We start from the raw sequence: 20,303 nt of genomic DNA on the forward strand, positions 1-20,303 counted from the left end.
AGAGAAAAAAAGCGGGAGATATCCCGCTTTTACACTGCTTAGTCGATGGTTCGCAGGAGTTCGTTGATTCCGACCTTTCCGCGGGTCTTCGCATCGACCTTTTTCACGATGACGGCGCAGTACAGACTGTACTTACCATCTTTTGACGGCAGGTTGCCCGACACCACCACGGAGCCTGCCGGTACGCGGCCATAATGTATTTCGCCGGTTTCACGGTCATAAATACGGGTGCTCTGACCGATGTACACGCCCATAGAAATAACCGAGCCTTCTTCGACGATAACGCCTTCAACGACTTCAGAACGCGCGCCGATAAAGCAGTTGTCTTCAATGATGGTCGGGTTAGCCTGCAGAGGCTCCAGTACGCCACCGATGCCGACGCCGCCGGACAAGTGAACGTTTTTACCGATTTGCGCGCAGGAACCGACGGTTGCCCAGGTATCCACCATGGTGCCTTCGTCAACGAATGCGCCGATGTTCACATAGGAGGGCATCAGTACCGTATTGCGAGCGATAAACGCCCCCTGGCGCACGGCCGCTGGCGGAACCACGCGAAAACCTTCCTTCTGGAAACGCGCATCATCATAATCCGCAAACTTCATCGGGACTTTATCGAAGTAGCGGCTTTCCGCACCATCGATAACCTGGTTATCGTTAATACGGAAAGAGAGCAGAACCGCTTTCTTCAGCCATTGATGCGTTACCCACTGGCCGTCGATTTTTTCAGCGACACGCAGCGCGCCGGAATCAAGCAAAGAAATGACCTGGTTAACCGTTTCACGGGTTACGGTATCCACGTTTGCCGGCGTGATGTCGGCGCGACGCTCGAAAGCGGACTCAATAACGTTCTGTAACTGCTGCATTGTTAAACTCTTTCCATATGAATAAACACACTACCCTTTATCGTTTGGATTGAGGGCCTCTGTCAACCGTTGTTGCACTTCTTGTTGCAGCTCATTATTAAGGGCACGCCGGTCTGCGGTGGCGATTATAAATAAATCTTCTACTCGCTCACCGATTGTCGTAATTCGCGCGCCGTGGAGTGAGATCCCGAGGTCGGCAAACACCTGGCCGACGCAGGCTAGCAGACCCGGCTGATCGAGGGCGATAAGCTCAAGAAAGGATTTCCGCTCAGTATGCGTCGGCAGGAAATTAACCTCGGTCGGGACCGAAAAGTGTTTGAGTTTCGATGCCTGGCGACGAGGAGCCGGCGGTTGCCAGCTGCGCTGGGTGATGGTCTGTTCCAGGCCCACGCGAATCATCTCGTGCCGGTCGGTGGAAAGCGGGCTGCCATCCGGCTCAAGAACGATGAAGGTATCCATCGCCATACCGTCGCGGGTCGTAAAGATTTGCGCATCGTGGACGCTAAGGTTACGGCGATCCAGCTCGCCGCAGACCGCCGCGAACAGGTATGGGCGATCCGGGCTCCAGATAAAAATCTCGGTGCCGCCGCGCGTAGCGTGGGAACTCAGCAGGATCATCGGTTTGCTGAGATCGTGTTGCAGCAGGTTGCGCGCATGCCAGGCGAGCTGGTTTGGCGTGTGACGCACAAAATAGTTGGCGCGACAACGGTTCCAGATCTGGTGCAGCGCCTGTTCATTAATATTTTCCATTCGCAATAGCGCCAGCGCCTGTAGCTGGTGGTGGCGAACCCGCTCGCGCATATCCGGGATGTTTTGCATGCCGCGACGAAGCTGTTTTTCGGTGGCGAAATAGAGCTCGCGCAGTAGACTTTGTTTCCAGCTGTTCCACAAATTTTCGTTGGTGGCGCAGATATCGGCAACGGTCAGACAGATCAGATAGTGAAGTCGGTTTTCCGTCTGTACCTCTTCGGCAAACTGCTTGATCACTTCCGGGTCCTGAATATCCCGGCGCTGGGCGGTTACCGACATCAACAGATGATGGCGTACCAGCCAGGCGACCAGCTGGGTTTCGCGGGAATTAAGGCCATGCAGTTCGGCAAATTTGAGCACGTCCTGGGCGCCGAGAATCGAATGATCGCCGCCGCGCCCTTTGGCGATGTCGTGGAAGAGGGCAGCGATAAGAATCAGTTCTGGATGCGACAGGCGTGGCCAGAGTTCCACGCAGAGTGGATGAATGCCGCGGTTCTCCTCTTTGGCGAAACTTTCGAGCTTGAGCAGCACGCGAATGGTGTGTTCATCCACGGTATAGGCGTGAAACAGGTCGAACTGCATCTGGCCGACAATATGCGACCACTGCGGCATATAGGCCCACAACACGCTATGGCGGTGCATTGGCAGCAGTCCCCGGCTCACCGCGCCCTGATGGCGCAGCATACTGAGAAAAATGGTGCGCGCTTCCGGAATGTAGCACAGCGGCTGCGTCAGATGACGCCGGGCGTGGCGCAGGTGGCGAAGGGTGGTGGAGTAGATGCCAGTAATACTGCTGTTGCGTACCATCGTGAAGAACATGCGCAGGATAGCCTGCGGTTCGCGGATAAACAGCGTGTCATCACGTAAATCGATAAGCGTCCCACGTAGTTGAAAATCATCATCAATTGGCCGCGGCTTTTCATCCTCAGTGAGCGCGAGAATCGCCTCTTCGAACAGCTGGATCAGCATATGGTTCAGCTCACTCACCCGTCGCGTGACGCGGAAGAAATCCTTCATCATGTGCTCGATAGGCTGATTGCATTCGCCTTCATAGCGCAGTCGGCGGGCGACGCTGAACTGCCTGTCAAATAGCAGTCGGTTGTCATAGCGATTTAGCTCAAGATGAAGGGCGAAGCGAATGCGCCAGAGCTGGTGCAGACACTCGTTAAGCTCGTTCCGTTCGGCTTCTGTGAGGAAGCCGAAGCCGACCATTTCATCCAGCGAAGTGGCGCCGAAATGACGACGGGCAATCCACTGCAGTGTGTGGATATCGCGCAGGCCTCCGGGGCTGCTTTTGACGTCCGGCTCAAGATTATAGCTGGTACCGTGATAGCGCTGATGACGTGCATTCTGCTCTTCGACTTTTGCCGCAAAAAACGTTTCCGATGGCCAGAAATCATCGCTGAATATATGCTTTTGCAGCTCAAGGAAGAGCGCGACGTCGCCGATAAGCAGGCGGGACTCAATCAGGTTGGTGGCGACGCTGAGGTCTGACAGCCCTTCCTGCAGGCACTCTTCGAGCGTGCGCACGCTGTGGCCGACTTCCAGCTTGATATCCCACAATAAGGTTAACAATTCGCCGACTTTTTGCGCCTGCCCATCGGGCAGCTTGTGACGGCTCAGAATCAGCAGGTCGATATCGGAGAGCGGGTGAAGCTCGCCGCGACCGTAGCCGCCGACCGCCACCAGAGCGATATGGTTAACCGAACCGAAACCGTACTCAATCCACAGTCGCTGGAGCAACTGATCGATAAATTCGGTACGCGCTTCGATCAACTTTTCTGCGGCGATACCGTTATCAAAAGCCTCTCCCAGCCAGTGCTGGAAAGTGTCGAGATGCGCTTTAATGTCGGCACAGTTAAAGTCGCTCTGCGGCCAGTCTCCCGGATTATCCGGTTGAGCGGACAGGTCGGGGGGGACAGCGTCAGGTAAAGAGTTGCTCATTGCGTCACCATAAAAAAACTATCGCCCATAAAAAATCGCCGGGAGCGATTTTTAACGTCGCTTGCGGCGGCCCAAGGGGGGACGGGCAGGGCGCCCGTCATCAACAATCGCTTGTGGCTGCCCGAAGGTATCGGGCGTGCCCGTCATAAAAAAACCGGCTGGCGCCGGCTTCTCATCATTCGTTGTGCGAGATTATCGCCGGGATGGTGTCATCCTTACGTAACGTCAGGATTTCGCAGCCGTTATCTGTTACCACAATAGTATGCTCGTATTGCGCAGACAAGCTCCGGTCTTTGGTTTTTACCGTCCAGCCGTCTTTCATGCTGCGGATCTCTTTTTTACCCGCGTTGACCATCGGTTCAATAGTGAAGGTCATACCCGGTTTGAGCACCACGTTGGTTTCCGGGGAGTCGTAATGCAATACCTGCGGCTCTTCGTGGAAGCCGCGGCCGATACCGTGACCGCAATATTCGCGTACGACGGAGAATCCTTCGGCTTCAACGAATTTCTGGATTGCCGCGCCGATGGCTCGCAGGTTGATGCCAGGCTTGACCATTTTTAGCGCCAGGTAGAGGCTTTCCTGGGTGATACGGCACAGACGCTCACCAAGAATGGTTGGTTTGCCGACGATAAACATTTTTGAGGTATCGCCGTGGAAATCATCTTTAATCACGGTGACGTCGATGTTGACGATATCGCCATCTTTCAGCCGCTTTTCGTCGTCAGGGATCCCGTGGCATACCACTTCATTGATAGAGATACAGACGGATTTGGGAAAACCGTGATAGCCGAGGCAGGCAGAGACGGCTTTTTGTTCGTTAACGATGTAATCGTTGCAGATACGATCTAACTCGCCGGTGCTGACGCCCGGTTTCACATAGGGTTCGATCATTTCCAGCACTTCAGCGGCCAGACGGCCAGCAACGCGCATTTTTTCGATGTCTTCAGGTGTCTTGATAGAAATAGCCATGGATAGTGTCCAGCTGCGTCGTTTTTGCGACAATAATAAATGATGTGCGATCAATGTTAACAGTCCGGGTGTCCTGCTGCCAAATTGAGAATCATTAACGGCAAGGCCGCGTCAACAACTGTTGGTTTCCGGTCCTGTTTTGTGGTATAAAGCGCGCCGGACTTCTGCTCCATTCGAAGACTACACAAGATGGACGGAAGCGATAAATCTCACTTTGTGTAACAACACACACGTATCGGCACATATTCCGGGGTGCCCTTTGGGGTCGGTAATATGGGATACGTGGAGGCATAACCCCAACTTTTATCTATAGAGGTTTTAAACATGGCAACTGTTTCCATGCGCGACATGCTCAAGGCTGGTGTTCACTTTGGTCACCAGACCCGTTACTGGAACCCGAAAATGAAGCCTTTCATCTTCGGCGCGCGTAACAAAGTTCACATCATCAACCTTGAGAAAACGGTACCGATGTTCAACGACGCGCTGGCTGAACTGAACAAGATTGCTGCTCGTAAAGGTAAAATCCTTTTCGTTGGTACTAAGCGCGCTGCAAGCGAAGCGGTAAAAGACGCGGCTAACAGCTGCGACCAGTTCTTCGTGAACCATCGCTGGCTGGGCGGTATGCTGACTAACTGGAAAACCGTTCGTCAGTCTATCAAACGTCTGAAAGACCTGGAAACGCAATCCCAGGACGGTACTTTCGACAAGCTGACCAAAAAAGAAGCGCTGATGCGCACTCGTGAGCTGGACAAGCTGGAAAACAGCCTGGGCGGTATCAAAGATATGGGCGGTCTGCCGGACGCACTGTTCGTTATCGACGCTGACCACGAGCACATCGCAATCAAAGAAGCAAACAACCTGGGTATCCCGGTATTTGCTATCGTTGATACTAACTCCGATCCGGACGGCGTTGATTTCGTTATCCCGGGTAACGATGACGCAATCCGCGCAGTTAGCCTGTACCTGAGCGCTGTTGCTGCTACCGTTCGTGAAGGCCGTTCCCAGGATCTGGCTTCTCAAGCGGAAGAAAGCTTCGTAGAAGCTGAATAATAAGGCATACCCTTATTTAGTACCGTGTATAAATAGGGGCCTCTTCGCGGCCCCTTTTTCACTTTCAAGTTTGTCTGGTTCCCTGAACCGGGCAGATTACATCTCCCGAGGATTAAAGAATGGCTGAAATTACCGCATCCCTGGTAAAAGAGCTGCGCGAGCGTACCGGCGCAGGCATGATGGATTGCAAAAAAGCGCTGACTGAAGCGAATGGCGACATCGAACTGGCAATCGAAAACATGCGTAAGTCTGGTGCGATTAAAGCAGCGAAAAAAGCAGGTAACGTTGCTGCTGATGGCGTGATCATTACTAAAATCGACGGCACCTATGGCATTATTCTGGAAGTTAACTGCCAGACTGACTTCGTTGCTAAAGATGGTGGTTTCCAGGCGTTTGCTAACAAGGTTCTGGATGCAGCAGTTGCTGGCAAAATCACTGATGTTGAAGTGCTGAAAGCACAGTTCGAAGAAGAACGTGTTGCGCTGGTGGCGAAAATTGGTGAGAACATCAACATCCGTCGCGTTTCTTCTCTGGAAGGCGAGGTTCTGGGGTCCTACCAGCACGGCGCGCGTATCGGCGTTCTGGTTGCGGCTACAGGCGCGAGTGAAGAGCTGGTTAAACAGCTGGCGATGCACATTGCGGCAAGCAAGCCTGAATTCGTTAAACCGGAAGATGTGTCTGCTGACGTGGTAGAAAAAGAGTACCAGGTTCAGCTGGACATCGCCATGCAGTCTGGCAAGCCGAAAGAAATCGCAGAGAAAATGGTTGAAGGCCGCATGAAGAAATTCACCGGCGAAGTTTCTCTGACCGGCCAGCCGTTCGTTATGGAACCGAGCAAATCCGTTGGTCAACTGCTGAAAGAGCACAACGCTGACGTCACTGGCTTCATCCGCTTTGAAGTGGGTGAAGGTATCGAGAAAGTTGAGAGTGATTTTGCAGCAGAAGTTGCTGCGATGTCCAAGCAGTCTTAATTTTCTAAAGGAGCCGCCTGAGGGCGGCTTCTTTTTGTGCTTAATGTGTAAAATCAGCCAGTCGCTCTAGTGGGCATGCTGAAAGTCGACATACAATGTCGCCGGAATTAACTCATCTCAATCGTTGACAGTCTCAGGAAAGAAACATGGCTACCAATGCAAAACCCGTCTATAAACGTATTCTGCTTAAATTGAGTGGCGAAGCTCTGCAGGGTTCGGAAGGCTTCGGTATTGATGCAAGCATACTGGATCGTATGGCTCAGGAAATCAAAGAACTGGTGGAACTGGGTATTCAGGTTGGTGTGGTGATTGGTGGCGGTAACTTATTCCGTGGTGCTGGCCTGGCGAAAGCGGGTATGAACCGCGTTGTGGGCGACCACATGGGCATGCTGGCCACCGTAATGAACGGTCTGGCGATGCGCGATGCGCTCCACCGCGCCTATGTGAACGCCCGTCTGATGTCCGCCATTCCGCTGAATGGCGTGTGTGACAACTACAGTTGGGCAGAAGCCATCAGTCTGCTGCGCAATAACCGGGTGGTTATTCTGTCTGCGGGTACCGGTAATCCCTTCTTCACCACTGACTCTGCGGCCTGCCTGCGTGGTATCGAGATTGAGGCCGATGTTGTGCTGAAAGCAACAAAAGTCGATGGTGTGTTTACCGCAGATCCGGCTAAAGATCCCTCTGCCACCATGTACGATCAGTTGACGTACAGCGAAGTGCTGGATAAAGAGCTGAAGGTGATGGATCTGGCCGCATTCACCCTGGCGCGTGACCACAAATTGCCTATTCGCGTTTTCAATATGAATAAGCCTGGCGCACTGCGTCGTGTGGTGATGGGTGAAAAAGAAGGAACATTAATCACGGAATAATTCCCGTGATACACTTCATCCTTCAAGCTGTCTCTGCGTTGGCTGTCTTCGCTCACCCCTGTCGCTTACGGAAGTCAAATGCCTGGGGGTAAATGAGGGGCGTCTTTGTTCCTCACCGGGGGCAATCTCTGGCTGTTCAAATTCGTTCCTGGCGAATTTGTTACTCAGTCGCCGTCTTGATACAACTTGAATGATTTTGTGTAGAAATAAGAGTAATATTCTGCGTCAGAATCGCGGGGCTTACCCGCACTATTTTAACAGGGCTATACTTAGCACACTGCCGTTGTGTGCGACCGTCTGGTCTGACTGAGACAAGTTTTCAAGGATTCGTAACGTGATTAGCGATATCAGAAAAGATGCTGAAACACGCATGGAAAAATGCGTAGAAGCGTTTAAAAACCAAATCAGCAAAATTCGCACGGGTCGTGCTTCTCCCAGCCTGCTGGATGGCATTGTCGTGGAATATTACGGCACCCCGACTCCGCTGCGTCAACTGGCGAGCGTGACGGTAGAAGACTCCCGTACGCTGAAAATCAACGTCTTTGACCGCTCCATGAGCCCGGCGGTTGAAAAAGCGATTATGGCTTCCGATCTCGGTCTGAACCCGAGCTCTGCCGGTAGCGATATCCGTGTTCCGCTGCCGCCGCTGACTGAAGAGCGTCGTAAAGACCTGACTAAAATCGTTCGCGGCGAAGCAGAGCAGGCGCGCGTGGCCGTTCGTAACGTTCGCCGTGATGCCAACGATAAAGTGAAGGCTCTTTTGAAAGAAAAAGAGATCAGCGAAGATGACGATCGCCGTTCTCAGGACGAAGTACAAAAACTGACTGACGCCGCGATTAAAAAAGTCGATGCGGCGCTGACGGAAAAAGAAGCGGAACTGATGCAGTTCTGATTCTTTGCCGATACGTAGCCGTAATCGTCTGCGTAAAATCTGAAACGCCGTACAGGAGACCGTACGCTCAATTTTCGGGATTGCGTATATACCCTAATTCATTCGCGTTGCAGGGCAAAATGGTTAACCGTTTTGAACTGCGCGGGCGTTAACGCTAAAAGGGCGAGTATTGTCAACGCACATGCAACGTGAAGCATGACGGGTATAGATGGCGGGTTTTGCCGCTTTTGGTTATATCAAAGGCTGGCACCGCCGTCCGATAACCTGATGATTGATGCCAGCGGGCGCTGACGGCGTTTTGCTTTTTTATCCTGTCGTTATTTCTTCTGGACGCCTCATGAAGCAATTAACCATTCTCGGTTCAACGGGTTCTATCGGCTGTAGCACGCTGGATGTGGTGCGTCATAACCCCGGCAGCTTTTCCATCGCCGCGCTGGTCGCGGGGAAAAATGTTGACCGTATGGTTGAACAATGTCTGGAATTCTCCCCTCGTTACGCGGTAATGGATGATGCGCACAGCGCTGAATTGCTGCGGACAAAACTGCGTGAGCATAGCAGCCGTACTGAGGTCATGAGCGGTCAACAAGCCGCAGCTGATGTTGCGGCACTGGACGACGTTGATCAGGTGATGGCGGCTATTGTTGGTGCGGCAGGCCTGGTACCAACGCTTTCGGCGATTCGTGCCGGAAAAACGGTGCTATTGGCGAACAAAGAATCGCTGGTGACCTGCGGTCGTCTGTTTATGGAGGCCGTGCAGCAAAATGGCGCACGTTTGTTGCCGGTGGATAGTGAACATAATGCGATTTTTCAGAGTATGCCGGAAACCGTTCAGCATCATCTCGGATATGCTGATCTAACGCTTAATGGCGTGGCGTCGATTCTTCTCACTGGCTCCGGCGGTCCGTTCCGGGAAACGGCGATCTCTGAACTGGCGGCAATGACGCCGGATCAGGCCTGCCGTCATCCAAACTGGTCAATGGGGCGCAAGATTTCCGTCGATTCCGCGACCATGATGAACAAAGGTCTGGAGTATATTGAAGCGCGCTGGCTGTTTAATGCTTCCGCGCAGCAAATGGAAGTTCTGATTCATCCGCAATCGGTGATTCACTCGATGGTGCGTTATCAGGATGGCAGCGTCCTGGCGCAGCTCGGCGAGCCGGATATGCGTACGCCGATTGCCCACACGATGGGCTGGCCAACGCGTCTTCGTTCCGGGGTGAAACCGCTGGATTTCTGCCAGTTGAGCAATCTGAGCTTCTCGGCGCCGGATTATGCGCGTTATCCCTGTCTGAAGCTGGCGATGGACGCCTTTGACGTCGGTCAGGCGGCGACAACGGCACTGAATGCGGCGAATGAGGTTTCGGTGGCGGCCTTCCTGAATGGCGATATCCGCTTCACCGATATTGCGGCGATAAACCAGGCGGTCCTCGATCAACTGGCGCTGAACGACCCGCAATGTATTGATGAGGTGCTCACCATTGACGCGATGGCCCGGGCCTGCGCGCGTCAGTTGCTGACGATGAGGGGCTAATCTGATACGCGCTGTGATATTTGTGGGCGCTGGGCTTCGGTGATATAGTCTGCGCCATCCGATCGTTGCATGTTGTTGTGAAAGATTACGGTGGCCGTGGCAAGACACGGCTTTTTTGCGTAAAGCATTTGGTTGTTCTCTGCGATTGGCCGTAGCACTGGCACCGGATGAAAATGCGTATCCAGCGCTGACCTGTGGCCGTGTTTGGTAGCTTAGCTAATCCTTATTATGGACTTAAAACGCGTGATGTTGTCTGCTAATCAAACTGTCAGCGAAATGTCGCCTGCACATGGCTGTCGCCATGTCGCCATTATTATGGACGGCAACGGTCGTTGGGCGAAGCGCCAGGGGAAGATTCGTGCCTTTGGTCATAAAGCCGGGGCGAAATCTGTTCGTCGCGCAGTCTCTTTCGCGGCAAATAATGGGATTGAAGCGTTAACGTTATACGCGTTCAGTAGTGAAAACTGGAGTCGACCGGCGCAGGAAGTCAGTGCGCTGATGGAACTGTTTGTCTGGGCGCTGGATAGTGAAGTGAAGAGTTTGCACAGGCATAATGTGCGGCTGCGTATTATCGGCGAGACGACGCGTTTCAACGCACGTTTACAGGATCGTATCCGTAAAGCGGAAGCGTTGACGGAGAACAATACGGGGTTGACCCTGAACATTGCGGCGAACTACGGGGGGCGTTGGGATATTGTCCAGGGCGTTCGCCATCTGGCAAGGCAGGTTCAGGATGGGGGGCTGCAACCCGATCAAATTACGGAAGAGATGCTGAGTCAGCAAGTCTGTATGCATGAACTGGCGCCCGTCGATTTAGTTATCAGGACCGGGGGAGAGCATCGCATCAGTAACTTTTTGATTTGGCAAATTGCCTATGCTGAACTCTATTTTACGGATGTTCTTTGGCCCGACTTTGCGGAAGAGGACTTTGAAGGTGCACTCCATGCCTTTGTTAATCGAGAGCGTCGATTTGGCGGTACTGAACCGGGTGGCAACAATGACTGATGGGGGTCACTTTTGCTGAAGTATCGGCTGATTTCTGCTTTCGTCTTAATTCCCGTCGTTATTGCGGCGCTTTTTCTATTGCCGCCCGCGGGGTTTGCCATCGTCACGCTGGTTGTCTGTATGCTCGCCGCCTGGGAGTGGGGGCAATTTAGCGGTTTCACTTCAACGGCCCAGCGTGTCTGGCTATCATTGCTTTGCGGTCTGCTGCTGGCGTTGATGCTTTTTCTGATGCCAGAATACCATTATGACGCTCATCAACCGCTGGTGGAAGGCGCGCTATGGGCGTCATTTGGCTGGTGGATCGCTGCACTCTTTTTAGTCCTCACTTATCCCGCTTCAGCGGCCTTCTGGCGGCATTCAAAAACATTACGTTTGATTTTTGGCTTCCTGACCATTGTCCCTTTCTTTTGGGGTATGCTGGCGCTGCGGGCCTGGCATTATGCTGATGACCACTATAGCGGCGCGCTGTGGTTACTGTATGTGATGATCCTGGTCTGGGGCGCGGATTCCGGGGCTTATATGTTTGGTAAGATGTTTGGCAAGCATAAGCTGGCGCCGAAGGTTTCTCCGGGTAAAACCTGGCAGGGTTTTTTCGGTGGGTTATTAACGGCGGCGGTGATTTCGTGGGTTTACGGTTGGTGGGCGCAACTGGATGTTACGCCTGCGGTGCTGTTGGTTTGTTCTGTTGTCGCGGCCCTGGCCTCAGTGCTCGGCGATCTAACCGAGAGTATGTTTAAGCGGGAGGCCGGCATCAAAGATAGCGGAAATCTGATACCTGGACATGGCGGTATTCTGGATCGCATCGATAGCCTGACGGCTGCGGTACCTGTGTTCGCATGCCTGCTATTGTTAGTATTCAGGACGATTTGACGGAAGGTGTTATGCTGAGCATTCTCTGGAATCTGGCTGCTTTTATTATTGCGTTGGGCGTGCTGATTACCGTCCATGAATTCGGCCATTTCTGGGTTGCCCGCCGCTGTGGCATCCGCGTTGAGCGTTTTTCTATTGGCTTTGGTAAGGCGCTGTGGCATCGCTATGATAAGCAGGGAACAGAATTTGTCATCGCGCTTATCCCGTTGGGCGGTTATGTCAAAATGCTTGACGAACGCGTCGAGCCAGTGGCGCCAGAGATGCGCCACTATGCGTTCAACAACAAATCTGTTGGTCAGCGTGCGGCGGTGATTGCTGCCGGGCCAGTTGCGAACTTCCTTTTTGCTATTTTTGCCTGGTGGTTAGTCTTCATTATCGGTGTTCCAGGCGTTCGTCCGGTTGTTGGCGATATATCGCCCAACTCGATCGCCGCGCAGGCACAAATTGCAAAAGGTATGGAACTTAAAGCGATAGATGGTATCGAAACGCCTGATTGGGATGCGGTACGTATGGCTCTGGTGGCGAAGATAGGCGATCGGCAGACAATTGTTACCGTCGCCCCTTTCGGGAGTAACCAACGCCAGGATAAAATCCTCGATCTGCGGCACTGGGCGTTCGAGCCGGATAAACAAGATCCGGTCACGTCGTTAGGTATTCGGCCGCGTAGCGCGCAGATCGGTACGGTTCTGGCGGAAGTACAATCTCACTCGGCGGCGCAGAAGGCGGGTTTGCAAGCGGGCGACAGGATCGTGAAAGTCGATGGTCAACCGTTAACACAGTGGATGACGTTTGTTAATCTGGTGCGTGATAATCCGGGCAGGGCGTTAGTTCTGGAGATCGAACGGCAGGGGAGTCCTTTGTCGGTAACCTTGACGCCAGATACGAAGTCCACCCGGGGCAAAGCTGAAGGGTTTGCAGGGGTGGTACCGAAGGTCATCCCGCTGCCTGATGAATATAAGACAGTGCGTCAGTACGGGCCGTTTACCGCCATCGCTGAAGCCACGGATAAAACCTGGCGATTGATGTCGTTAACGGTCAGGATGCTGGGCAAATTGATAACCGGTGATGTCAAACTGAACAACCTCAGCGGGCCGATCTCTATCGCCCAGGGGGCTGGGATGTCAGCGGAGTTTGGGTTGATTTATTATCTGATGTTCCTTGCGCTGATTAGCGTGAACCTCGGAATAATCAACTTGTTCCCGCTTCCCGTTCTTGACGGGGGACATTTACTGTTTTTGGCGCTTGAAAAGCTGAAAGGCAGACCGGTATCCGAGCGAGTTCAAGACTTTAGTTATCGCATTGGCTCTCTGTTGCTGGTGCTGTTAATGGGGCTTGCACTTTTCAATGATTTCTCTCGGTTGTAAGAGAGTTTGTTAGGAAGAACGCATAATAACGATGGCGATGAAAAAGTTGCTCATAGCGTCGCTGCTGTTTAGCAGCGCAACCGTATACGGTGCTGACGGGTTCGTGGTGAAGGACATTCATTTCGAAGGCCTGCAGCGTGTCGCTGTTGGTGCGGCCCTCCTCAGTATGCCAGTGCGTCCTGGCGATACCGTAACCGATGATGATATCAGTAATACCATTCGTGCTCTGTTTGCCACTGGCAATTTCGAGGACGTCCGTGTTCTGCGCGATGGTGATACCCTGCTGGTGCAGGTGAAAGAGCGTCCGACGATTGCCAGCATCACTTTCTCCGGCAACAAGTCGGTGAAGGACGATATGCTCAAGCAAAACCTTGAGGCATCTGGCGTACGCGTAGGGGAATCCCTCGATCGCACCACGCTTGTTGATATCGAAAAAGGGCTGGAGGATTTTTACTACAGTGTTGGCAAGTATAGCGCCAGCGTGAAAGCTGTGGTGACGCCGCTGCCGCGTAACCGTGTCGACCTGAAGCTGGTGTTCCAGGAAGGGGTCTCGGCGAAAATCCAGCAGATTAACATTGTCGGCAACCACGCATTCAGTACCGATGAGTTGATTTCAACCTTCCAGCTGCGCGATGAAGTGCCGTGGTGGAACGTGGTTGGCGATCGTAAATATCAGAAACAGAAACTGGCAGGGGACCTTGAAACGCTGCGCAGCTACTATCTGGATCGCGGTTATGCCCGTTTCAATATTGATTCCACGCAGGTTAGCTTGACGCCGGACAAAAAAGGTATCTACATCACCATCAACATTACCGAAGGCGATCAGTATAAGCTTTCCGGTGTGCAGGTGACGGGCGATCTGGCGGGCCATTCGGCAGAAATTGAAGCGCTGACCAAAGTCGAACCGGGCGAGCTGTATAACGGCACCAAAGTGACTAAAATGGAGAATGACATTAAGAAACTCCTTGGTCGCTACGGGTACGCCTACCCGCGAGTTCAGTCTCAGCCGGAAATCAATGATGCTGATAAGACCGTTAAGCTGCATGTCAACGTTGATGCGGGCAACCGCTATTACGTGCGTAAAATTCGCTTTGAAGGCAACGATACCTCGAAGGATTCCGTTCTGCGTCGCGAAATGCGTCAGATGGAAGGTGCCTGGCTGGGTAGCGATCTGGTCGAGCAGGGTAAAGAGCGTCTGAATCGCTTAGGCTATTTTGAGACGGTCGATACCGATACGCAGCGCGTACCGGGGAGTCCGGATCAGGTTGATGTCGTCTATAAGGTTAAAGAACGTAATACCGGTAGCTTTAACTTCGGTATCGGCTACGGTACCGAGAGCGGCGTGAGCTTCCAGGCTGGCGTTCAACAAGATAACTGGTTAGGTACCGGCTACTCCGTTGGGATTAGCGGCACGAAAAATGATTACCAGACCTATACTGAACTGTCGGTGACGAACCCGTACTTTACCGTGGATGGCGTCAGCCTCGGTGGTCGTATTTTCTATAACGACTTCGATGCCAGCGATGCGGATCTCTCTGACTATACTAACAAAAGCTATGGTACAGATGTTACGCTGGGCTTCCCGGTTAACGAATACAATACGCTGCGCGCGGGTCTTGGCTATGTGCATAACAAGTTGTCGAATATGCAGCCTCAGGTAGCGATGTGGCGTTATCTGCATTCGATGGGGCAATACCCGGACGATACGAACGACAGAAACTCGTTCAGCGCGGATGATTTCACCTTTAACTATGGCTGGACCTACAACAAACTGGACCGTGGTTTCTTCCCAACGGAAGGTTCGCGCGTCAACCTGAACGGTAAAGTAACCATCCCGGGTTCCGATAACGAATACTACAAAGCGACCCTTGATACGGCGACCTATGTGCCGATCGATGACGATCATAAATGGGTCGTTCTGGGGCGTACTCGTTTTGGCTACGGTAATGGTCTGGGCGGTAAAGAGATGCCGTTCTATGAGAACTTCTATGCTGGCGGCTCAAGCTCAGTACGAGGTTTCCAGTCTAATACCATTGGTCCTAAAGCTGTGTACTATCCGGCGACCAGCCGTCATGACGACGACGATAGCTATGATAATGAATGTAAGAGTACGGAAACCGCGCCATGTAAGTCTGATGATGCGGTGGGCGGTAACGCCATGGCGGTCGCCAGCCTTGAGCTGATCACCCCGACGCCATTCATCAGTGATAAATATGCGAACTCGGTTCGTACTTCCGTCTTCTGGGATATGGGGACCGTATGGGATACTCACTGGGATTCTGGTGCGTATGCTGGTTATCCGGACTACAGCGATCCAAACAACATTCGTATGTCTGCGGGTATCGCAGTACAGTGGATGTCGCCGTTAGGGCCGTTGGTATTCTCCTACGCTCAGCCGTTTAAAAAGTACGATGGAGACAAAGCTGAACAGTTCCAGTTTAACATCGGTAAAACCTGGTAATTGTGTTTGGCGACAATGGAATGTGCGTGCAGTATAGCGCTGGCTATTGGCGATAACCGAGGTTATCGCCTGGCCACGCAAAGAACGGTACCCCAGGGTACTCATGGGATGGTAAGGAGTTAATTGTGAAAAAGTGGTTATTAGCTGCAGGTCTGGGGTTAGCAATAGTAACGTCCGCTCAGGCGGCAGATAAAATTGCAATGGTTAACATGAACAGCCTGTTCCAGCAGGTTGCCCAGAAAACTGGCGTTTCTAACACGCTGGAAAACGAGTTCAAAGGCCGCGCCAGCGAGCTGCAGCGAATGGAAGGCGATCTGCAGTCTAAAATGCAGCGTCTGCAGTCGATGAAAGCGGGCTCTGACCGGACCAAACTGGAAAAAGACGTGATGGCGCAGCGCCAGACTTTCTCTCAGAAAGCCCAGTCTTTCGAACAGGATCGCGCCCGTCGCTCTAACGAAGAGCGCGGCAAACTGGTGACGCGTATTCAGACTGCGGTGCAGAAAGTTGCCAAAGATGAGGATATTGATCTGGTTGTCGACTCCAATGCCGTTGCATACAACAGCAGCGATGTGAAAGACATCACCGCTGATGTGCTGAAACAGGTTAAATAAGTAATGCCTTCAATTCGACTGGCTGATTTAGCCCGGCAGTTGGATGCAGAACTACACGGTGATGGCGATATCGTCATCACCGGCGTTGCGTCCATGCAGTCCGCGAAAACGGGCCATATTACTTTCATGGTAAATCCTAAGTACCGTGAACGCCTGACCGCTTGCCAGGCATCTGCCGTTGTGATGACGCAGGATGATCTCCCTTTTGCTCATAGTGCCGCGCTGGTCGTGCGCAATCCCTACCTGACCTATGCGCGTATGGCTCAGATTCTTGATACCACGCCGCAGCCGGCGCACGATATTGCGCCCAGCGCGGTCATTGATGGGACAGCGAAGCTGGGAGCCGGCGTTGCTATTGGGCCGAATGCCGTTATCGAATCGGGCGTGGTTCTCGGTGATAACGTCATTATCGGCGCAGGGTGTTTCGTTGGGAAAAATACGAAAATAGGTGCAGGTTCGCGTTTATGGGCCAATGTCACCGTTTATCACGATATAGAGATTGGCGAAAATTGCCTGATTCAGTCCAGTACGGTGATTGGCGCGGACGGCTTCGGTTATGCCAACGATCGCGGCAACTGGGTGAAGATCCCGCAGCTTGGGCGCGTCATCATTGGCGATCGTGTGGAAATCGGCGCCTGCACAACAATTGACCGCGGCGCGCTGGACGATACCTTGATCGGTAACGGTGTCATCATTGATAATCAGTGCCAGATTGCGCATAACGTGGTGATTGGCGACAATACCGCGGTTGCCGGTGGTGTAATCATGGCGGGTAGCCTGAAAATTGGCCGCTACTGCATGATTGGTGGCGCCAGCGTGATTAACGGGCACATGGAGATCTGCGATAAGGTCACCGTGACGGGAATGGGGATGGTGATGCGTCCTATTACCGAGCCAGGGGTTTACTCTTCGGGTATTCCGCTGCAACCAAACAAGGTTTGGCGTAAAACCGCGGCATTAGTGCTGAATATTGATGATATGAGCAAGCGTCTCAAAGCCATTGAGCGCAAGGTTAATCAACAAGATTAGTGTCCCCCTGCCCGGCACATTAAATTTTCGGCCTGTTGCGTCCATGGGATTGCTGCAGGCCGTGTTATTATTGTCTTTTAGTATATTTGACAGGAAGAGTATTTTGACTACTGACACTCATACTCTGCACATTGAAGAGATTCTGGAACTTCTGCCCCACCGTTACCCGTTCCTGCTGGTCGATCGGGTGCTGGATTTTGAAGAAGGCCGTTTTCTGCGCGCAGTAAAAAATGTTTCTGTAAATGAGCCGTTTTTCCAGGGGCACTTCCCTGGTAAGCCGATTTTACCTGGTGTACTGATTCTGGAAGCAATGGCTCAGGCTACCGGTATTCTGGCGTTCAAAAGCGTCGGAAAACTGGAACCGGGCGAGCTCTATTATTTTGCCGGGATTGATGAAGCGCGTTTTAAACGCCCGGTCGTGCCAGGCGATCAGATGATTATGGAAGTCACTTTTGAGAAAACCCGTCGCGGTTTGACGCGTTTCAAAGGCGTTGCGCTGGTGGACGGGAAAGTGGTTTGCGAAGCAACGATGATGTGTGCCCGTAGCCGGGAGGCCTGATACGTGATTGATAAAACCGCCTTTATTCATCCAACCGCTATTGTGGAAGACGGCGCTCGTATTGGCGCAAATGCTCATATTGGCCCGTTTTGTATTGTTGGCGCTGACGTCGAAATTGGCGAAGGCACCGTACTGAAATCTCATGTTGTTATTAACGGTCATACCAAAATTGGCTGCGATAACGAGATCTATCAGTTCGCTTCCATTGGTGAAGTTAACCAGGATCTGAAATATGCTGGTGAACCGACACGTGTGGAAATTGGCGATCGCAACCGCATCCGCGAAAGCGTCACCATTCATCGCGGCACAGTACAGGGCGGTGGATTAACGAAGGTGGGCAGTGATAACCTGCTAATGATCAACGCCCATGTGGCACATGATTGTACGCTTGGCGACCGCTGTATTCTGGCGAATAACGCCACGCTCGCGGGTCATGTTTCGCTGGATGATTTTGTTATCATCGGCGGAATGACCGCTGTGCATCAGTTCTGCATTATTGGCGCGCACGTCATGGTTGGCGGCTGCTCTGGCGTCGCGCAAGACGTTCCGCCATTTGTTATTGCGCAGGGTAACCACGCAACGCCGTTTGGCGTCAATATCGAAGGGTTGAAGCGCCGTGGTTTCAGCCGTGAAGCGATCACCGCGATTCGCAACGCGTATAAGCTGCTGTATCGCAGCGGCAAAACGCTGGATGAAGCGAAGGCAGAGATCGCCGAACTGGCGGCACAGCACCCAGAAGTTCAGACATTTACCGACTTCTTTGCGCGTTCAACGCGCGGTCTGATTCGTTAATGGCTGGACAGCGTCCCTTAACGATTGCCCTGGTCGCCGGAGAAACCTCCGGCGATATTCTTGGTGCCGGCCTTATCCGCGCACTCAAGGCTCGCGTACCTGATGCCCGCTTTGTTGGCGTAGCGGGGCCGCTAATGCAGGCCGAAGGCTGCGAAGCCTGGTATGAGATGGAAGAGCTGGCGGTCATGGGCATTGTTGAAGTGCTCGGTCGCCTGCGTCGTCTGTTGCATATTCGCGCCGATCTGACCCGACGATTCACCGAACTTAAACCCGATGTGTTTGTCGGTATTGATGCCCCTGATTTCAATATCACGCTCGAAGGCAACCTGAAGCAACAGGGTATTAAAACGATCCATTACGTGAGCCCATCGGTTTGGGCATGGCGGCAAAAACGCGTTTTCAAAATTGGCAGATCCACCGATCTGGTGCTGGCATTTCTGCCTTTTGAAAAAGCGTTTTATGACAAATTCAACGTTCCGTGCCGGTTTATCGGCCATACAATGGCCGATGCGATGCCTCTGGACCCGGATAAAGGTGCGGCGCGCGATCGCCTGGGAATCGCCCGGGAGGCGCACTGCCTGGCGCTACTGCCCGGTAGCCGCGGCGCGGAAGTGGAGATGCTCAGCGCAGATTTCCTGAAAACGGCGCAGATCCTGCGAAATGATTATCCTGACCTGGAGATTGTCGTGCCGCTGGTTAATGCAAAGCGTCGCGAACAGTTTGAGCGCATCAAAGCGCAAACAGCGCCGGATCTGGCTGTGCATCTGCTTGATGGCCAGGCGCGGGATGCGATGATCGCCAGTGATGCCGCGCTGCTGGCTTCCGGGACGGCGGCGCTGGAGTGTATGCTGGCGAAATGTCCGATGGTCGTTGGCTATCGGATGAAGCCGTTTACCTTCTGGCTGGCGAAGCGACTGGTTAAAACCGACTATGTGTCGTTGCCGAATTTGCTTGCCGGACGCGAACTGGTCAAAGAGTTGCTGCAGGATGAATGCCAGCCACAGGCGTTAGCCGATGTGCTGAAGCCGCTGCTGGACGATAGCAAAGCCAGCCACGATATGCATGAGACTTTCCGTACGCTGCATCAGCAGATCCGTTGCAACGCTGATGAGCAGGCGGCGGATGCAGTACTGGAGTTAGCAAAATGATGGAATTCGTTTATCCGCACGCCCGTCTGGTTGCCGGCGTTGATGAAGTTGGCCGCGGTCCGCTGGTTGGCGCTGTGGTTACTGCGGCGGTTATTCTCGATCCGGAAAGGCCGATCGTCGGTCTTAATGACTCAAAAAAGCTAAGTGAAAAACGCCGTCTGGCGCTATTTGACGAGATCAAAGAAAAAGCGCTGTGCTGGAGCCTTGGCCGTGCGGAACCGCATGAAATCGATACGCTGAATATTCTGCATGCGACTATGCTGGCAATGCAGCGCGCCGTCGCTGGCCTGAGTATTCCTCCTGAGTTTGTCCTGATTGATGGTAACCGCTGTCCCTCACTACCCATGCCTTCGCTGGCGGTTGTTAAAGGAGACAGCCGGGTGGCGGAAATTAGCGCTGCGTCGATTCTGGCGAAGGTGACACGCGATGCTGAAATGGCTGAACTTGATCGGGCCTTTCCCCAGTACGGCTTTGCGCAACATAAAGGTTATCCCACCGCTTTTCATCTGCAAAAGCTGCTGGAACATGGCGTCATCGAGCAATACCGGCGTAGTTTCGGCCCGGTGAAACGTGCGCTGGGCCTGGCGTCCTGAATTGGTATGCAAGCAATTAAGTAACGCA

At 53.0% G+C, this 20,303-nt stretch carries 18 protein-coding genes; 15 read left to right on the forward strand and 3 right to left on the reverse strand.

Going from position 1 to position 20,303, the window contains the following annotated elements; all coding sequences use genetic code 11:
• Positions 1-38 precede the first annotated feature (38 nt).
• The 3 genes from dapD to map all read right to left on the reverse strand — a co-directional run bounded on the left by dapD (position 39) and on the right by map (position 4,527).
• Positions 39-863 (reverse strand): 2,3,4,5-tetrahydropyridine-2,6-dicarboxylate N-succinyltransferase, encoded by an 825-nt coding sequence (gene dapD, locus FE839_RS17315; RefSeq protein ID WP_138362018.1) that lies wholly within the window; start codon positions 861-863, stop codon positions 39-41.
• Positions 864-893: 30 nt separating this feature from the next.
• Positions 894-3,557 carry a bifunctional uridylyltransferase/uridylyl-removing protein GlnD gene (gene glnD, locus FE839_RS17320; RefSeq protein ID WP_138362019.1) on the reverse strand — a complete coding sequence of 888 codons (2,664 nt, stop codon included), beginning with the start codon at positions 3,555-3,557 and terminating at the stop codon, positions 894-896.
• A 175-nt stretch (positions 3,558-3,732) separates the two neighbouring features.
• On the reverse strand, positions 3,733-4,527 hold the full coding sequence (gene map, locus FE839_RS17325; protein WP_138362020.1) for a type I methionyl aminopeptidase: 795 nt from the start codon (positions 4,525-4,527) through the stop codon (positions 3,733-3,735).
• Positions 4,528-4,851: 324 nt separating this feature from the next.
• On the opposite strand from map, the gene rpsB reads away from it, so the two are divergent.
• From rpsB to rnhB, 15 genes are all read left to right on the forward strand, one after another.
• The gene (rpsB, locus tag FE839_RS17330) at positions 4,852-5,577 is read left to right on the forward strand and encodes a 30S ribosomal protein S2 (protein ID WP_138362021.1); all 726 of its coding nucleotides are present in this window, start codon (positions 4,852-4,854) and stop codon (positions 5,575-5,577) included.
• A 119-nt stretch (positions 5,578-5,696) separates the two neighbouring features.
• Positions 5,697-6,548 (forward strand): translation elongation factor Ts, encoded by an 852-nt coding sequence (tsf, locus tag FE839_RS17335; RefSeq protein WP_138362022.1) that lies wholly within the window; start codon positions 5,697-5,699, stop codon positions 6,546-6,548.
• Positions 6,549-6,694: 146 nt separating this feature from the next.
• Positions 6,695-7,420, forward strand: coding sequence for a UMP kinase (gene pyrH, locus FE839_RS17340; RefSeq protein ID WP_004098747.1), 726 nt, complete (start codon positions 6,695-6,697; stop codon positions 7,418-7,420).
• Positions 7,421-7,754: 334 nt separating this feature from the next.
• The gene (gene frr, locus FE839_RS17345; protein ID WP_138362023.1) at positions 7,755-8,312 is read left to right on the forward strand and encodes a ribosome recycling factor; all 558 of its coding nucleotides are present in this window, start codon (positions 7,755-7,757) and stop codon (positions 8,310-8,312) included.
• Between the two features lie 337 nt (positions 8,313-8,649).
• Positions 8,650-9,843 carry a 1-deoxy-D-xylulose-5-phosphate reductoisomerase gene (ispC, locus tag FE839_RS17350; protein WP_138362024.1) on the forward strand — a complete coding sequence of 398 codons (1,194 nt, stop codon included), beginning with the start codon at positions 8,650-8,652 and terminating at the stop codon, positions 9,841-9,843.
• 246 nt (positions 9,844-10,089) lie between these two features.
• On the forward strand, positions 10,090-10,848 hold the full coding sequence (gene ispU, locus FE839_RS17360) for a (2E,6E)-farnesyl-diphosphate-specific ditrans,polycis-undecaprenyl-diphosphate synthase (RefSeq protein WP_138362060.1): 759 nt from the start codon (positions 10,090-10,092) through the stop codon (positions 10,846-10,848).
• Between the two features lie 12 nt (positions 10,849-10,860).
• Entirely contained in the window at positions 10,861-11,718 is an 858-nt protein-coding gene (cdsA, locus tag FE839_RS17365) for a phosphatidate cytidylyltransferase (RefSeq protein WP_138362025.1), read from the forward strand.
• 11 nt (positions 11,719-11,729) lie between these two features.
• On the forward strand, positions 11,730-13,082 hold the full coding sequence (gene rseP, locus FE839_RS17370) for a sigma E protease regulator RseP (protein WP_138362026.1): 1,353 nt from the start codon (positions 11,730-11,732) through the stop codon (positions 13,080-13,082).
• Between the two features lie 31 nt (positions 13,083-13,113).
• Positions 13,114-15,543: an outer membrane protein assembly factor BamA gene (gene bamA, locus FE839_RS17375; protein ID WP_138362027.1), complete on the forward strand. Its 2,430-nt coding sequence runs from the start codon at positions 13,114-13,116 to the stop codon at positions 15,541-15,543.
• 125 nt (positions 15,544-15,668) lie between these two features.
• Positions 15,669-16,154, forward strand: a complete 486-nt coding sequence (skp, locus tag FE839_RS17380) for a molecular chaperone Skp (protein ID WP_138362028.1) — start codon at positions 15,669-15,671, stop codon at positions 16,152-16,154.
• 3 nt (positions 16,155-16,157) lie between these two features.
• A complete protein-coding gene (gene lpxD / locus FE839_RS17385) occupies positions 16,158-17,183 on the forward strand; it encodes a UDP-3-O-(3-hydroxymyristoyl)glucosamine N-acyltransferase (protein ID WP_138362029.1) in 1,026 nt (341 codons plus the stop codon).
• A 103-nt stretch (positions 17,184-17,286) separates the two neighbouring features.
• A complete protein-coding gene (gene fabZ, locus FE839_RS17390; protein ID WP_004145858.1) occupies positions 17,287-17,742 on the forward strand; it encodes a 3-hydroxyacyl-ACP dehydratase FabZ in 456 nt (151 codons plus the stop codon).
• A gap of 3 nt (positions 17,743-17,745) precedes the next feature.
• A complete protein-coding gene (lpxA, locus tag FE839_RS17395; RefSeq protein WP_138362030.1) occupies positions 17,746-18,534 on the forward strand; it encodes an acyl-ACP--UDP-N-acetylglucosamine O-acyltransferase in 789 nt (262 codons plus the stop codon).
• Positions 18,534-19,682: a lipid-A-disaccharide synthase gene (gene lpxB / locus FE839_RS17400; RefSeq protein ID WP_138362031.1), complete on the forward strand. Its 1,149-nt coding sequence runs from the start codon at positions 18,534-18,536 to the stop codon at positions 19,680-19,682. Before lpxA ends, lpxB begins: the two co-directional genes overlap by 1 nt.
• Positions 19,679-20,275, forward strand: a complete 597-nt coding sequence (gene rnhB / locus FE839_RS17405; protein ID WP_138362032.1) for a ribonuclease HII — start codon at positions 19,679-19,681, stop codon at positions 20,273-20,275. The genes lpxB and rnhB overlap by 4 nt, the downstream gene beginning before the upstream one ends.
• The last annotated feature ends 28 nt before the right edge of the window (positions 20,276-20,303 follow it).

The sequence above is a fragment of the Klebsiella indica genome (assembly GCF_005860775.1).
In the GTDB taxonomy this organism is placed as follows: Bacteria; Pseudomonadota; Gammaproteobacteria; order Enterobacterales; family Enterobacteriaceae; genus Klebsiella; species Klebsiella indica.